Genomic DNA, 14,428 nt, shown 5'->3' with positions numbered 1-14,428 from the left:
GAGACGGTACGGTACCGGTCTCCCCTTCGAAACCCGGACCGTTTATTCTCTGGCGCGTCCGAGCGCACCCATGCTTATCACGCTGGAGGGGATCGACGGGAGCGGCAAGACGACCGCGTGGGAGGCGTTGCGCGACCGCTTCGGCGACGCGACGTTCACTCGCGAGCCGACCGACAGCTGGTACGGCGACGCGGTCTACCGGTCGATCGAGGCCGACGACGCGGACCCGCTCGCGGAGCTGTTTCTCTACACGGCCGATCACGCGGACCACCTCTCGCGGACGATCGAGCCGGCTCTCGCGGACGGAACCCTCGTGATCTCGGACCGCTACTCCGACTCGCGGTTCGCGTATCAGGCGGCGACGCTCGCCGCGAGCGAGGTCGACATCGAGCGACCGCTGGCGTACGTCCGCGATATCCACGCGCCGTTCTCGCGACCGCCCGACGCGACGATCTACCTCGACCTCGACGCGCGGACAGCGGCCGAGCGGGCCGGGCGGACGAACAAGTTCGAGCAGGACGGCTACCTCGCCGCGGTCCGCGAGAACTACGAGCGGCTGATCGACGCCGAGCCGGACCGCTTCCACCGGGTCGACGCGACCGCGCCGCAGGCGGCGGTCAGCGACCGAGTCTGCGAGATCGTCGCGGACCTCACCGGCGCGTAGCGTCTCGCCGGTCGCCCCGTCGAGGATACCCACTCGGCTCGTCGTCAGTCGGCACGCTCACCGCGTGTCCGGCAGCTCGTACTCGTCGGGCGATGGGACGTAGAGGTAGTCGATGGCCACGCCGAGCACGATCGGGAGCGCGATGAGCAGCCCGAACACGATGGTCGGACTCCCGAGGTCGAGGCCGACGCCCACGTTGAGCACGCCGGTGAAAAACAGCGTCGAGACGAAAAGCAGTATCGGCGTCAAGACGATCGTGTAGACGACCGACCCCCACGCGGTCGACAGGCGAAGACGGAAAAAACGCGTCGTCACCCCGGCGAGCAGGACGTGAAATCCGACGAGCGCGACGAGGGTGACGAACCCGATCAGCGCGAGCATACGCGGGCTAGGGGTTCCGTACATTTCCCCCTATCGCCCGCGGCGCAATCGATATATTTCGGGACGGCCTACGGCTGTCGGATGCGCCCCGCCGAGTACGACTTCCACCTGTTCGATCTCGACGGAACGCTCGTCGACGCCGAGTGGTCGTACACCCGCGCGGTGTTCGACCGGGTCGGTAACAGGCTCGACAGACGCTTCTCGGATCGAGAGGCGCGCGTCCTCTGGCACGGCCTCGGCGGCGCGCGCGGCGACACCCTCCGTGAGATCGGCGTCGACCCGGATGCGTTCTGGCCGGCGTTTCACGCGGTCGAGGACCCGATCGCCCGTGCGGAGGCGACGTACCTCCACGACGACGCTGCCCGACTGCTCGACCGCGTCGACGAGGTCGGCGGTCCGGTCGGGCTCGTCACCCACTGTCAGCGGTTCCTCGCGGATCCGGTGCTCGACGGGCTGGATCTCGCCGGGCGGTTCGACGCGGTCGTCTGCTGTACCGACGAGACCGGTTGGAAGCCCGACCCCGACCCGATCGAGCACGCGATGGCCGCACTCGACGTCGATCCGGCCACGGACCGCGGATACTACGCTGGCGACGGCGAAAGCGACGTGGGTGCGGCGTGGAACGCCGGGCTCGACGCCGTCCATGTCGAGCGCGTCGGCCACGAGGACCGCGGGCGGTGCGTGCTCGGTGACCACCGCGTGCGACGGCTCGACGAACTGCTCGAAGCGACGTGAGGGGACCGACGCCGACCGGAATCGCCGCCGCCGGGATCGGCGAGCGGCGGCCGCGCGAACGGGAGGCAGACCCGCGCTCGTGTTACGATCCGGTGACCGACCGGACTCGCTCTTTGCCGCACTTGGTGCAGGACTCGACAACCTCGTCGGGGTCGATGACGATCGCACGGCGCTCGTACCGGTGCCGGCAGATCACGCGTTCGATCGTGATGTGCATACTCGTACCATAGATAGATCCCTTATGATACTTTCGTGTGTACACACAGAGTGAGGTAATAGAATACAAACAACTAATATCCATTCATACAGTGCCCATATATTCGTTTTTATCAAAATAACCTCTATTTCGATCGGTCTTGTCTCTCATCCGACTCGACTCCGAGTCTCCGTCTCGTTTCCCGGCCGTCGGCGAGCGGTGTCGACCGCGACGCCGACCGAAACGGTCGTGAGTCGCCGCGCGAAACGCGACCCATGACGAAGTGGCTTCACAGCGGTCGTCGCCGCGATCTGTGTGCCCTGCTGTACGACGCCGGTGAGTTGCGCGCGCAGTCGCTGAAGCGTCGGCTCGAATCGCACTACGACGAGCACATCGACCCCGGATCCTTCTACGGGACGCTGACGTCTCTCGTCGAGGCCGGTTTCCTCGATCGCCGCACGGAGGGTATCGCGGACGTGTACGCGCTCACCGACGCCGGCGAGCGCGCGTTCCTCGATCACTGCGAGTGGCTCGCCGCGCGGGTCGACGGAGGCCGATCGGCGGACATCGACGGTTCGAACCTCAAAGGTTAATAATATCTGTGCAGTCAGTTATTATATGACGGTCGTCAGCGTCTCGATGCCGGAGGAGCTACTGGAGCGGATAGACGGGTTCGCCGACGAGCACGGGTACTCCGGCCGCAGCGAGGTCGTCCGTGAGGCGTCTCGGAGCCTCCTCGGCGAATTCGAGGACGAGCGGCTCGACGGTCGAGATCTGATGGGCGTGGTGACGGTGCTGTTCGACTACGAGACGACGAGCGTCGAAGAGCGGATGATGCGGCTCCGACACGAGCACGAGGGGATCGTCGCCTCGAACTTCCACAGCCACGTCGGCTCGCGCTACTGCATGGAACTGTTCGTGCTCGAAGGGAGCCTCGACGAGATCTCGGCGTTCGTCGGGAAGATCCGCGCGACGAAGGACACGCTCACCGTCGATTACAGCGTGACGCCCGTCGACGAGTTCGAATCCGAGCGGTGACGTAATCGAGTGTGTGATTTCGGGGAGAGCGCGCCCGAACGCGGCTGGATCGGTGCCGACTCGCTCCGCCCCCTACGGGTATCGCACGGAACACGGGGAACAGCAAAGCCTAATGAGGTGGGCACTAAATCGGCAGGTGATGCCCACTGTAGAATACCTCAACTACGAAGTGCTCGACGACCAGGGCTGGTCGATGGACGACGACGACCTCTTCGAGGAGGCTGCCGCCGCCGACCTCGACGACGAGGACTACGGCACCCTCGAAGTGAACCAAGGCGAGTACATCCTCGAATCGGCCGAGGCACAGGGCTACGACTGGCCCTTCTCGTGCCGCGCCGGTGCGTGTGCGAACTGCGCCTCCATCGTCAGAGAGGGCGACATCGATATGGACATGCAGCAGATCCTCTCCGACGAGGAGGTCGAAGAGAAGAACGTCCGCCTGACCTGCATCGGTAGCCCGGCGACGGACGAGGTCAAGATCGTCTACAACGCGAAACACCTCGATTACCTGCAGAACCGCGTCATCTAAAACGGCGTTCAACGCTCGTTACCAGACGCGGCCCCTTCGGGGGTAGCGGCGGTTCAGGCTGACCGTTTGCGGCGTGAAGTAGAACACGTACCTCTGGTTTTCTCGCGAAGTGAATCGCGTTCCCGTTGTCCACCCTCTCGTATCTCACAACACGTTTTCTCGCGAACGAGATGCGTGTAGGGACGTGAACTACCCGCCTCGCTCGTCGCTAGGTTCGCTCCTTGAGGCGGGAGACTCCACATCACGCTGAATCCCCTCTTCGCCAGATGACGCCTTCGTGTATATGCAGAAGCCGAAAACGGGTCACGTGCAAAGGAAGCATCTTCGCGCTTCAGCTCGGGGGAGACGTCAAGCGCCGTCACCGAGTTTCGTCTCGCCGACGGGATCGTGGCCGTCGATGACATCGCTACCCATGTACGGGCGCAGCGCCTCGGGGACCGTGACGGTCCCGTCGTCGTTCTGGTAATACTCCAAGATCGCGACGACGATCCGCGGGACCGCAAGTCCGGATCCGTTGAGCGTGTGAAGGTGTTCCGCGGACTCGTGATGCTCCTCGCGGTACTGGATTCCGGCGCGTCGCGCTTGGAAATCCTCGAAGTTCGAGACGGACGAGACCTCCAGCCAGCGGCCGCCCTCCTCTGGTCCCTCGTCCATGTCGTCGGCCGGTGCCCACACCTCGATGTCGTACTTCTTCGCCTGCGTGAACCCCAGATCGCCGGTACACATCTCCAGGACACGATAGGGGAGTTCGAGACGGCGGAGCACTTCCTCGGCCTCGTCGACGAGCCCCTCGAACCGATCGTCGCTCTCCTCCGGTCGGACGAAGTTCACCATCTCCACCTTGTTGAACTGGTGGACGCGGACGATCCCGCGGGTCTCGGTGCCGTGCTCGCCCGCCTCCTGTCTGAAGTTCGGCGTGTACGCCTGGTATTTGAGGGGAAGATCCTCGCCCAACAGGATCTCGTCGCGGTGGAGGTTCGTGACGGGAACCTCGGCGGTCGGGAGCAGCCAGAGGTCGTCGTCGTCGTACTCCTCGGCGTTCGTCCCCTCGACGCGGTAGGCGTCCTCGGTGAATTTCGGGAGCTGTCCGGTTCCCCGCATCGACGCGGAGTTGACGGGGATCGGCGGGAACACGTCCTCGTACCCCTGCTCACGGTGGACCGCGAGCATGAACTGGATCAGAGCGTGCTCCAAACGCGCGCCGTCACCTTTCGCGACGTAGAAGCCGCCGCCGGCGACCTTGGCGCCGCGCTCGAAGTCGAGGATCTCCAAGTCCTCGCCGAGGTCGTAGTGTGGTTCGATCTCGCTCGGAATCTCTCGCAGGTCGTCGAACCCCTCGCGGCGCACCTCGACGTTCTCGGACTCGTCCTCGCCGACCGGCACGTCAGCCTGCGGAATCTGCGGGAGTTCGAGCAGGGACGCCTCGAGTTCCGCCTCCAGTTCGTCGGCTCGCGTCTCGACCTCCTGTAGCTCCGATTTGAGTTCCTGTGAGCGCTCGATTGCCTCCTGTGCGGCCTCCTCCTCTCCGTCGGCTTTCAGCTCACCGATTTTCGAGGAGACCTCGTTGCGCTCGTGGCGCAAGTCGTCGCCGCGCTGTTTCAGCTCTCGCCACTCCTCGTCAACGTCGAGTATCCGGTCGAGGTCCACGTCGACGCCCTTGTCGTCGAGCGCCTCGCGGACGACCTCGGGGTTCTCCCGGACGAACTGTCGAGACAGCATCTGTCTGGAATTCCGCCGGACGGCCCAAAACCGTATCGGAGCGTCGGCAGCGGTTGCTGCCGGGAGTCGAGCGACCGCTCTGGCGATCGAGTGAAAAACGAGCCGGTGAAGCGAGGATCGTGTCCCCGTCGTCTCAGGGGAGTATCGCAAAGGTGGCGAACACGGTGAGGAGCGCGATCGCGGCGACGACGACACCTACCACGCGCATCATCAGGAGGCGCGTTCGACCGAGTTCGACCCGCGCAGTCCCGTCTGGACCGCGCACCTGCCATCGGGTCATCCGTCGGGGGAACGCTGCCATCGCTAGCGCGCCCGCGGCGACGAGGAGGGGCACCGCGGCGAAGAACGGCCGGAGGGGTGCGGGGAACATATCCGGGCGATCGACGCGCGACTCAACAAAAGCTTACGGTGGTGAGTGTCCGCGTCGAGAGAACTCCGTCAGTACCCGCCCGGCAGCGCGAAGACGACTGAGAGCGCGAACAGCGGGATTGCAGCGACCACCGCGTACCAGACCCCGGCGGCCACGACGAGCGCCCACGTCGACGGGCCGTAGCCGGTCGGGTCCCAGTCGATTCCGAGCCGGGGTAGCCCGACGACGGCGACGACGGGCGCGACGAGGCCGGTGCAGAGCCCGCCGACCAGCGCGGTCTCGATGAGGGCGTTGCTCCAGCCCGCCCCGGACGAGTCGACGAGCCCGACCGTGAGCAGGACGCCGACGAGGTACGGCACGGAGAGTCCGAGCGCGACGGCGAGGTACGAGACGGTCGTGCGGCCCGCGGGCGGCAGCGCCCGGAACAGCGCGCGGAACCGGGACGCGAGAAGGAAGGGCGACCAGAGCGCGGCGGCGACGATTCCGGGGATCGCGAACAGCGCGAGCGTGGAGAGCCAGCCGACGACGGTGCTGACGGCGATCGTGGAGGGGACCATGTCGTGAACGGCTTTCGCGCACGACAAACCTTTTGTGGTGCAGCTCGGGCCGTTCAACGGTGTCGTACGCGGGTCTCGGAACCGAACGATCCCCGTCCGGCCGCGGCGTCGAGTCCCCGTCCGCTCCCGAACCGCCACGGTTTATGTACCGTGACGTGAGCGCGTACGCATGCTCATCACGGGAGCGGAGCTGGCTGACGGACGGGTGCGTGACGTCCGGATCCGAGACGGAACGATAGCGCGGGTTGCGACGGGACTCGACGCCGCGGCCGGCGAGCGGGTCGTCGAGGCCCGCGGCCGTCACATCCTCCCCGGCGCGATCGACGTCCACGTCCACTTCCGCGAGCCCGGTGCGAGCCACAAGGAGACCTGGCGGTCGGGATCGAAGAGCGCGGCCGCGGGCGGCGTCACCTGCGTCGTCGATCAGCCGAACACCTCGCCACCGACCGTCGACGGCGCCGCCTTCGACGAGAAGAGCACGCTCGCGTCGTCGTCGCTCGTCGACTACGGGATCAACGGCGGCGTCACCGGCGACTGGGATCCGGAGGGCCTGTTCGAGCGTCCACTGTTCGCGCTGGGCGAGGTGTTCCTCGCGGACTCGACCGGCGACATGGGGATCGCGCTCGACCTCTTCGAAGAGGCGCTGGCCGAGGCCGCCGACCGCGACGTTCCGGTCACGGTGCACGCCGAAGACGAGACGCTGTTCGACGACGGGGCCCTCGACGGCGACCTCGGCGGACCGGGGACCGCCGCGGTCGCCGACGCGTGGTCCGCCTACCGGACCGCCGACGCTGAGATCGCGGCCGTTGAACGTGCGCTCGACGCCGCTGCCGGGTTCGACTCGCAGGTCCACATCGCGCACACGTCGACGCCGGAGGCGATCGACGCGGTCGCAGACGCCCGCGAATCCGGCGGCGCGGCGGCGACCTGTGAGGTCACGCCGCACCACCTCTTCTTGTCCCGGGAGAACGCCGGCCGCCTCGGTACGTTCGGACGGATGAATCCCCCGCTGCGCTCCGAGGCGCGCCGCACCGCGGTGTTCGAGCGGCTCCGCGACGGCGACGTGGACGTGGTCGCGACCGACCACGCGCCTCACACGGTCGAGGAGAAGCGACGGGGGCTCTCGGACGCTCCGAGCGGCGTTCCCGGCGTCGAGACGTTGTACCCGCTGCTCCTCGAATCGGTCCGCAACGGCGAACTGTCGATGGAGCGGGTTCGCGACGTCGTCGCCGCCAACCCCGCGTCGGTCTTCGGGTTGTCCGCCAAGGGTCGGATCGCCGAGGGTGCCGACGCCGACCTCGTGTTGGTCGACATGGCCGATCCGCGGGAGATCGAGGCCGGCGCGCTCCACAGCGCCTGCGGCTGGACGCCGTTCGAGGGGCTCCGAGGCGTGTTCCCCGAACTGACCGTCGTCCGCGGATCGGTCGTCTACGAGCGCGATCCGATCACTGGCGCGGAGTCGTTCGGCGATCCGGTCGGTCGCAACGTCCGCAGCGCGTGACCGGCGCGTGACCGGCGCGTGACCGGCGCGTGACCAGCGCGTGGACTGCGGGTCGCGAACTGCGGACGGGTTACGGAAGTTCGAGGAGAAAGCCTCGCGGTCGGTCGTCGGGCGCGATGGCACTCCCGACACTATTTAATACGGGCACCATGTACCTTCGACTGTAATGTCGGAAGTCTGCTCGACGTGCGGACTGCCCCAGGAACTCTGCGTCTGCGAGGACGTCGCGAAAGAGTCCCAGCAGATCAGCATCCGCATCGACGAGCGCAGGTACGGTAAGGAGGTAACGGTCATCGAAGGATTCGACCCGAAAGACGTCGACCTGAGTTCGCTCTCGTCGGATCTCAAGTCGAAGTTCGCCTGCGGCGGTACCGTCGAAGACGGTGCCATCGAGCTGCAGGGGAACCACTCGGGCCGCGTGGAGGACTTCCTCCGCGACAAGGGCTTCAACGTCGCGTGACCGTCACCTAACCGTCCGCCGTCGAGCGATTTTTCGCGAACTTCACCGTGGAGCGGCCGCGTTGTCGTCGCCGAGCACCGGCTGCCAGATCAGACCGGAACCACTGCGCGACCGGCGACGAACGCGACCGTCGCGAGGAAGGTCCCGTACTTGAACCGCCGCTGTGCGGTCGCGGGATCGGCGAAGCTCTCGTAACAGGCGAACAGCATGACCGCGTCGGCGACGGCGACGCCGAAGAGGTAGACGCCGCCGAACGTCCCCGTGAGGTACGGGACCGGGCTGACGGCGATCGCGACGACGAGCGCGCCGGTCGCGAGCCAGAGGGCCCGCCGTTCGCCGACCGCGATCGGGAGCGTGGAGAGCCCCTCTTTACGGTCGCCAGCCACGTCTTCGACGTCTTTTATCACCTCGCGAGCGAACGTCGAGAGCCCGGCCAAAAGCGCGAGCACGACGACCGCGGCCGGCCTGCCGACCGCCGCGCCGCCGAACAGGAACGTCGATCCGACGAGGTACGAGACCAGCACGTTCCCGAGCCCCGGCGTTCCTTTGAACACGGTCGTGTACGTGACGAGTGCGACGAGGTTGACGGCGGCGATGAGTATCGAGAGCGGCGGGAGAAACGCCGCGAGCGCGACGGCGAGCGCGAACCACCCACCCGAGACGGCGAGCGCGCCCCGCGGAGACACCGCGCCGCGCGGGATCGGGCGATCCGGGCGGTTGACGGCGTCGATTTCGCGGTCGAAGTAGTCGTTGATCGCGTTGCCCGCCGCGACCGCGACCGCGGTGACGGCCATCGCGACCGCGGTCGGAACGACGGCCGCGTCGATCCCGGCGACGAACGCGCCGGTTCCCGTGAGGACCGCGGCCGCGACGCAGTTGCCCGGGCGTGCGAGTTCGACGACTCCGCGCGCTGTGTCGTGCACGTCGTCTCCGACCACCGCCGGCCGACACATAAACGACGCGGGATCCGGCCGTACGGGAACTCTCCGCCTACCGCGTGCGATCAGTCCGCCGGCGACTCCCTGTCGAGTCGGCTCGCGGCCGCCGCGCCCTCGCGCTCGCGCTCCGTCAGGTAGCACTTCGGATCGGGCGCGAACGGGTCGCCGTGTGCGGCCAGCGCGCGGAGGCGCGACCCGCCGCGGCAGATGTCCCGGTACGCGCAGTCGGCACAGCGCCCGGTGAGGTGGTCCTCGCGATTGCGGAGTCCGTCGAGGAGCGGGTTCGACTCGTCGGACCAGATCGCGCCGAACGAGCGGTCCCTGACGTTCCCCGGCGAGTATCCCTGCCAGAACTGCGTGAAGTGGACGTTCCCGACGGGGTCGACGTCGCCGACGCGCTCGCCGGTCGGATCCCCGCCGTTGCGCCGGAGGTAGCGGTGGATCAGCCGGGCGCGGTCGATCCCCAGTTCGCGGTCGGCGTACTCGACGAGGTACCCCGCGTCGGCGTAGTTCCCCACGAGCAGCGTCTCTATCTCCTCGCCGGCGTCGTGGTACTCGCGGGTGAGGTCACACAGGTCGGTGACCGCCTGTCGAGTCGCCTCCGGCGAGAGATCGACGTCCGAGATGTCCGCGCCCCGCCCGCCGTAATCGAGGTGATAGAAGCAGAATCGGTCGACGCCCACGTCGACGAGGAGGTCGACGACGCCGGCCAGATCCGCGACGTTGTGCTCGGTGATCGTGTACCGGAGCCCCGTTTTGAGGCCAACGTCGAGACACGCCTCGATGCCGCGGACCGCGGCGTCGAACGCGCCCTCCTCCCCGCGGATGCGGTCGTTTCGCTCGGGGAGTCCGTCGACGGAGACGCCGGCGTACTGCAGCCCCGCCCGCTTCAGTTCCCGCGCCCGATCGCGGGTGAGTAAGGTTCCGTTCGTGGAGAGCACCGGGCGAACGCCGCGGTCGGCCGCGTGCGCGACGAGCTCCGGGAGGTCCTCGCGGACGAGCGGCTCTCCGCCCGAAAACAGGAGGACGGGAGCGCCGAAGTCGGCGAGGTCGTCGATGAGGGCCCTCCCCTCTGCGGTCGACAGCTCGTTTTGCGCGCCCTCGCAGTCGGCCGCGGCGTAGCAGTGCTCGCAGTAGAGGTTACACCGCTTCGTCGTGTTCCACACCACGACGGGCCGGCGCTGCTTGTCCGCCGTGATCTGCGTCTTCGACGAGTCGCCGGCGGCGTCGTACCGAAGCCCGTCGCTCTCGGCGTCGAGCCCGCAGAGCAGTTTGCTGACGGATATCATCGCGACCCCTCCGCGTCGGTCGCCCGGGGATCGTCCCCGACGCTCGGCGTTCCTTCGGTCTCCTCGTACACGCGGGGTTCACCGTCGCCCGCTGCGTCGTCTCCCCCTGGCGCGTTCCCTGTGCTCTCGTCCGCGAGCGACTCGGCCGAGTACCGATGGGTCTCGTCGGCGAGACACACCCAGACGTCGCGGGCGTACCACGCGAAGAGCGCGCTCGCCTCCTCGTGAGCGGCGTCCGGAGTCGGTGCCGCGACGGTGCCGACGTGCCGGAGCGGGTCGGCCTCGTCCTCGCGGACGAAGACCTCGAACCGCCGGCCGTCAGTCGAGCGCGATCCGTCCTCTGGAGTCCGATCCGTCTTCTCGACCATATCCCGTGTACGGTCAGTCACCCGAACGGCGTTTCGCAGGTTCTCACGGCCGTGCAACGCGACCGAACACGTTTGTGGGAACGAAGTATATATCAAGTGTCGCTATATGAAATATCGAGTCGGCGGCCGCTACGGCGGTCGTTCGATCTCGAATCGGTCGTCGGTGCTCGCGTACCACTCGCCGGCGAGTCGCCCCACCGTGTCGAGTCGGTCGATATCGATCCGGCCGTCGGTGAGGACGGACTCGGCGGCGTGCGCGTACACGACTTCGCCGAGCACCAGCGTCGAGGTACCGACCTCGACTGCGTCGTACAGTTCACACTCCAGTCCGACCGCCGCGTCGGCGACTCGCGGCGCGTCCACCCGCGTCGCCTCGACGCGCTCGATCCCGACGTGGTCGAACTCGCTGTCTCCGGCCTCGAGGGTCGCGCTCGACGCGTTCATCACCTCGACCAAATCGGCCGTGACGACGTTGACGACGAACGCCTCCGTTTCGAGGGCGTTCGCGAGCGTGTCCTTCGGGTCCGCCGCGGTCGCTACCGGCGCGAATCCGACGACGGGTGGGTCGATCGCGACGACGGTGAAGAAGCTGTACGGCGCGAGGTTCTCCCCGGCCGGTCCCCGCGAGGAAATCCACGCGATCGGTCGGGGCGTCACCGCGGTCGAGAGCAGCCGGTACGGCGACCCGAAGGCGTCCGGTCCGCCGCTCCGATGGGCGTCGTTGTGCGTGTGGCGTGGATCGCTCTCTTCGTCCGGCATCAGCGCTCGTATTCGCGTTCGAAGGGGTCTATCTCCTCGCTTCCCGGCTCGTCTTCGTCGTGAGTGAATCCCGGCCCCATCGTCGCCAGTTCGAAGACGAGTCCGTCGGGGTCGCTGAAGTAGATGCTCTTGAAGTACGTCCGGTCTTTGATCTCGGAGACGCGAACGTCCCGCTCGCGCAGGTGCGTCTGCCACTCGCGGAGCGTCGCCTCGTCTTCGACGCCGAACGCGAAGTGGTGGCTCGCGCCGGGGCCCGGCGCGCCCTGCGAGTTCGGGTACTCGAAGTACGTGACGGTCGTCCCCGGCTCGCCCCCGGGCGTGGACGAGAAGTAGTAGTGCGGCGTCCCCGGATCGTCGTAGTTCTGCGTCCGCTTGACGGTGTGCCAGCCGAGCGCGTCCTCGTAGAACGCGACGGTCTCGTCCATGTCGGTGCAGATGTTCGTCACGTGGTGTAAGCCGGTGGTGGGCGGGGCGTCGGTCATGAGTCGTGTCTCGTGAGTCGTCGCGGAGTCAGTTAGTGGTACTGGCGTCGAAAAACGCGAGGTCGACGGCGTGGCGCCGGACGTCCGGTCTCATCCGGCCGAGCCCGACTCAGAACAGTCCGAGACCGACCGCGTAGGGCCACGCGGTGCCGCCGACGGCGAGCAGCGTGAGCGCCGCGCCGGCACCGTACATATTCTTGAGGAAGCTCGTCATCTCGCTCTGCTGTTCTTCGGGATCGTCGACCGACCAGAAGTCGTGCATCGTCACGGCCGAGACGGCGAGAAAGACGGCGAGCGCGCCCGCCGAGAGCACGGGGAACGCGCCGACGGCGACTCCGAGACCGCCCAAGGCGAGCACGAGGCCGGAAGCGATCACCGAAAACCGCGGGGCGGGAAGGCCCTTGAACTCGGCGTAGCCGGCCATGGTGTCGAGGTCCATGAAGTGGTTCAGTCCCATGAACGCGAGCGTGCCGCCGAACAGGATCCGGCCGATAAGGAACAGTTCGCCCGCCAGCGGCGCGTCGAACTGAAGCGGTAGCGTCGTGATTTCTGCTAACATCGTGTAACCACATATACGGACGTAACCTATATATCGTTTCCCGGACAATCGGGTAAGCAGGTAACACCGATGTCCTCACCAGAACTCTCCGACGGGGATCCGGCGGAAACGACCGACACCGCGTCCGGAACAGACACGTCTTCGGCTCCGGAGACCCCGTGTCCAGTCGTCGATTCGCTCGAACAGATCGGCTCGCGGTGGCGGCTCGTCGTCCTCCACGAGCTGTTGAACGGCGAGTCGCGGTTCAACGAACTGAAACGCGAGACCGACGCCAACGCCCGCACTCTCTCGCGCGTGCTCGACGACCTCCAGGAGACGGGGTTCGTCGACCGCCGGCTGGAGGAGGATTCGCCCGTGGCGACGTTCTACAGCCTCACCCCGAAGGGAGAGTCGCTCGCACCCGTCTTCGAGGAGATCGACGACTGGGCCCACGAGTGGCTCACCGAGTGTAACGCCTGACAACGGCCGCACTGCCGCCGAAACGCACACCACCCTCCGTCCCGTACGGATCGGCGTGTACGCCGGAGTAAACTACCCCACCCTACTTCGCTCACCGCATACGCGGTTCGCTCGTTGAGGGTGGGGCTTTGATGTGGACTCCCGGCAATCAGTCGCTAGCAATAGGCTGGTGACTCTCGCCGTTCACCGTCCCACCAGTTATACGCACGTCTACTGGTGCGTCTCCGCTCCCCGACTTGGGCGAGGAACGGAGGCTGTGTCTCTGTTTCCGGGCGTATCGCACCCCGATGTTCTTCGCTGCATTGTAGTCCGCGTTGACCTCATAGCCGCACTTCTGGCACTCAAAGTGTTCACCGTGGCGGTTGTCTTCATGCGTGAACCCACAGTCCGTCCGAGAACAACGTTGGGACGTGTGGTTCGGCTCAACTTGCTCCACGGAGACGCCTTGTTCTAGTGCCTTGTAGGAGACGTACTCGGACAGGCGTCGGAACGCCCAAACGTGGTGCCACTTCGCGTATGGAAGTCGCTCACGGATGTCCGTTAAGTCCTCGAACACGATCACGTCGCAGTCGTGTTCGGCGGCTTCCTCGACGATCTCGTTGGCGACGGTGTGGATGTACTGTTTTCGCCAGGCTTCTTCGCGCTTTCCGAGGCGAAGCAGGGCATTGTGTGCGGCCTGCGTGCCACGTTGTTGCATCTCACCACGCCGCTTCTCAAACTCGCGGCACCAATGGTCGTAGTCGTCACCTTGCCAGAACGTGCCGGTCGAAGAGACGGCGAGGCTGTTGACGCCGAGGTCGATACCGAGGACTGTTTGGTGCCCGGTATCTTCCGAAACCTCGTCATCGTCGTCCTTCCGAGTCGTGATGTGGAAGTAGAACTCGTCGGTCGCCTTGTCGTATTGGAGTGTACTCGCCCGGAACTCATACTCGTCCGAAAGAACGTACTGTTCGTAGGGCGTCGGGCTGTCTGCCGGGAGTTCAAACTCGCACTCGACGCGCCCGTTGACGGTTGAGAGTGAAACTTTGTTCCGGTAGAACGTCGCACTCCGCTTGTCGTAGACCATGCTCCACGACGTGAACTCTGGTTGGCTCACACGCTTCCCTTGTTTCCACCGTTCAACGACACCTTTCGTCGCTTGGACGGCGCGGCGGATCGCTTCTTGGACGAGGTTCGCAGTGAGGTCAGTTTCCTCCCGCAGCTCCGCGTAGAGCGCGTCACGCGCAGTTGAGTTCGCCGTAACGCAGTTTGTGTAGGAGCGACCGTCCCAACAGAAGTCGGCGGCGCGGTTCGCACAGTAAAGGAACTGGCGGGCTGACTGGTGGAGGTCGTCGCGTCGCTCATCGGGAACGCTGAGTTTGACCGGCGCGGTTCGACGCACCTCCATATTTCAGATTACTACTTGACGGTACTTATAGTCTCGG

General features: G+C 66.3%; 20 protein-coding genes. 8 read left to right on the top strand and 12 right to left on the bottom strand.

Going from position 1 to position 14,428, the window contains the following annotated elements:
* Positions 1–70 precede the first annotated feature (70 nt).
* Positions 71–664: a dTMP kinase gene (gene tmk / locus ACZ45C_RS06100; RefSeq protein WP_460560170.1), complete on the top strand. Its 594-nt coding sequence runs from the start codon at positions 71–73 to the stop codon at positions 662–664.
* Between the two features lie 57 nt (positions 665–721).
* Here tmk and ACZ45C_RS06095 read toward each other — a convergent pair whose 3' ends face one another.
* Positions 722–1,045 (bottom strand): hypothetical protein, encoded by a 324-nt coding sequence (locus ACZ45C_RS06095; RefSeq protein WP_460560172.1) that lies wholly within the window; start codon positions 1,043–1,045, stop codon positions 722–724.
* Between the two features lie 81 nt (positions 1,046–1,126).
* Between ACZ45C_RS06095 and ACZ45C_RS06090 the strand changes: the two genes are divergently transcribed.
* A complete protein-coding gene (locus tag ACZ45C_RS06090) occupies positions 1,127–1,780 on the top strand; it encodes an HAD family hydrolase (protein ID WP_460560174.1) in 654 nt (217 codons plus the stop codon).
* A gap of 82 nt (positions 1,781–1,862) precedes the next feature.
* Here the strand turns inward: ACZ45C_RS06090 and ACZ45C_RS06085 are convergent, their stop codons facing one another.
* Positions 1,863–1,997 carry a hypothetical protein gene (locus tag ACZ45C_RS06085; RefSeq protein WP_460560176.1) on the bottom strand — a complete coding sequence of 45 codons (135 nt, stop codon included), beginning with the start codon at positions 1,995–1,997 and terminating at the stop codon, positions 1,863–1,865.
* Between the two features lie 254 nt (positions 1,998–2,251).
* Between ACZ45C_RS06085 and ACZ45C_RS06080 the strand changes: the two genes are divergently transcribed.
* From ACZ45C_RS06080 to fer, 3 genes are all read left to right on the top strand, one after another.
* Positions 2,252–2,569: a PadR family transcriptional regulator gene (locus ACZ45C_RS06080; protein WP_460560178.1), complete on the top strand. Its 318-nt coding sequence runs from the start codon at positions 2,252–2,254 to the stop codon at positions 2,567–2,569.
* A 25-nt stretch (positions 2,570–2,594) separates the two neighbouring features.
* Positions 2,595–3,014: a CopG family ribbon-helix-helix protein gene (locus ACZ45C_RS06075; RefSeq protein WP_460560180.1), complete on the top strand. Its 420-nt coding sequence runs from the start codon at positions 2,595–2,597 to the stop codon at positions 3,012–3,014.
* A gap of 139 nt (positions 3,015–3,153) precedes the next feature.
* Entirely contained in the window at positions 3,154–3,543 is a 390-nt protein-coding gene (gene fer, locus ACZ45C_RS06070) for a ferredoxin Fer (protein ID WP_460560182.1), read from the top strand.
* Positions 3,544–3,891: 348 nt separating this feature from the next.
* Here fer and serS read toward each other — a convergent pair whose 3' ends face one another.
* The 3 genes from serS to ACZ45C_RS06055 all read right to left on the bottom strand — a co-directional run bounded on the left by serS (position 3,892) and on the right by ACZ45C_RS06055 (position 6,189).
* Positions 3,892–5,262: a serine--tRNA ligase gene (gene serS / locus ACZ45C_RS06065; protein WP_460560184.1), complete on the bottom strand. Its 1,371-nt coding sequence runs from the start codon at positions 5,260–5,262 to the stop codon at positions 3,892–3,894.
* Between the two features lie 133 nt (positions 5,263–5,395).
* Entirely contained in the window at positions 5,396–5,632 is a 237-nt protein-coding gene (locus ACZ45C_RS06060) for a hypothetical protein (RefSeq protein ID WP_460560186.1), read from the bottom strand.
* Between the two features lie 68 nt (positions 5,633–5,700).
* The gene (locus ACZ45C_RS06055) at positions 5,701–6,189 is read right to left on the bottom strand and encodes a hypothetical protein (protein ID WP_460560188.1); all 489 of its coding nucleotides are present in this window, start codon (positions 6,187–6,189) and stop codon (positions 5,701–5,703) included.
* 169 nt (positions 6,190–6,358) lie between these two features.
* On the opposite strand from ACZ45C_RS06055, the gene ACZ45C_RS06050 reads away from it, so the two are divergent.
* Entirely contained in the window at positions 6,359–7,690 is a 1,332-nt protein-coding gene (locus ACZ45C_RS06050; protein ID WP_460560189.1) for a dihydroorotase, read from the top strand.
* Positions 7,691–7,856: 166 nt separating this feature from the next.
* Positions 7,857–8,150, top strand: coding sequence for a stress response translation initiation inhibitor YciH (gene yciH, locus ACZ45C_RS06045; RefSeq protein WP_004596695.1), 294 nt, complete (start codon positions 7,857–7,859; stop codon positions 8,148–8,150).
* Positions 8,151–8,239: 89 nt separating this feature from the next.
* On the opposite strand, the gene ACZ45C_RS06040 is transcribed toward yciH, so the two are convergent.
* The 6 genes from ACZ45C_RS06040 to ACZ45C_RS06015 form a co-directional block, all read right to left on the bottom strand.
* Entirely contained in the window at positions 8,240–9,073 is an 834-nt protein-coding gene (locus ACZ45C_RS06040) for a geranylgeranylglycerol-phosphate geranylgeranyltransferase (protein ID WP_460560190.1), read from the bottom strand.
* Between the two features lie 80 nt (positions 9,074–9,153).
* Positions 9,154–10,377, bottom strand: coding sequence for a TIGR04347 family pseudo-SAM/SPASM protein (locus ACZ45C_RS06035; protein WP_460560191.1), 1,224 nt, complete (start codon positions 10,375–10,377; stop codon positions 9,154–9,156).
* Positions 10,374–10,745, bottom strand: coding sequence for an Htur_1727 family rSAM-partnered candidate RiPP (locus ACZ45C_RS06030; protein WP_460560192.1), 372 nt, complete (start codon positions 10,743–10,745; stop codon positions 10,374–10,376). Before ACZ45C_RS06030 ends, ACZ45C_RS06035 begins: the two co-directional genes overlap by 4 nt.
* A 129-nt stretch (positions 10,746–10,874) precedes the next feature.
* Positions 10,875–11,504 carry a flavin reductase family protein gene (locus ACZ45C_RS06025; RefSeq protein WP_460560194.1) on the bottom strand — a complete coding sequence of 210 codons (630 nt, stop codon included), beginning with the start codon at positions 11,502–11,504 and terminating at the stop codon, positions 10,875–10,877.
* Entirely contained in the window at positions 11,504–11,986 is a 483-nt protein-coding gene (locus tag ACZ45C_RS06020; protein WP_460560196.1) for a VOC family protein, read from the bottom strand. Before ACZ45C_RS06020 ends, ACZ45C_RS06025 begins: the two co-directional genes overlap by 1 nt.
* 109 nt (positions 11,987–12,095) lie before the next feature.
* Positions 12,096–12,545, bottom strand: a complete 450-nt coding sequence (locus ACZ45C_RS06015) for a DoxX family protein (RefSeq protein WP_460560198.1) — start codon at positions 12,543–12,545, stop codon at positions 12,096–12,098.
* 69 nt (positions 12,546–12,614) lie between these two features.
* On the opposite strand from ACZ45C_RS06015, the gene ACZ45C_RS06010 reads away from it, so the two are divergent.
* Positions 12,615–13,004, top strand: coding sequence for a winged helix-turn-helix transcriptional regulator (locus ACZ45C_RS06010; protein WP_460560200.1), 390 nt, complete (start codon positions 12,615–12,617; stop codon positions 13,002–13,004).
* A 148-nt stretch (positions 13,005–13,152) separates the two neighbouring features.
* Here ACZ45C_RS06010 and ACZ45C_RS06005 read toward each other — a convergent pair whose 3' ends face one another.
* Positions 13,153–14,391, bottom strand: coding sequence for an RNA-guided endonuclease InsQ/TnpB family protein (locus ACZ45C_RS06005; RefSeq protein WP_460560202.1), 1,239 nt, complete (start codon positions 14,389–14,391; stop codon positions 13,153–13,155).
* Between the last annotated feature and the right edge of the window lie 37 nt (positions 14,392–14,428).

The sequence above is a fragment of the Halorubrum pallidum genome (assembly GCF_055380345.1).
Note: the sequence above shows the minus strand (reverse complement) of the source record. Positions and strands in the feature narration are given on the sequence as shown.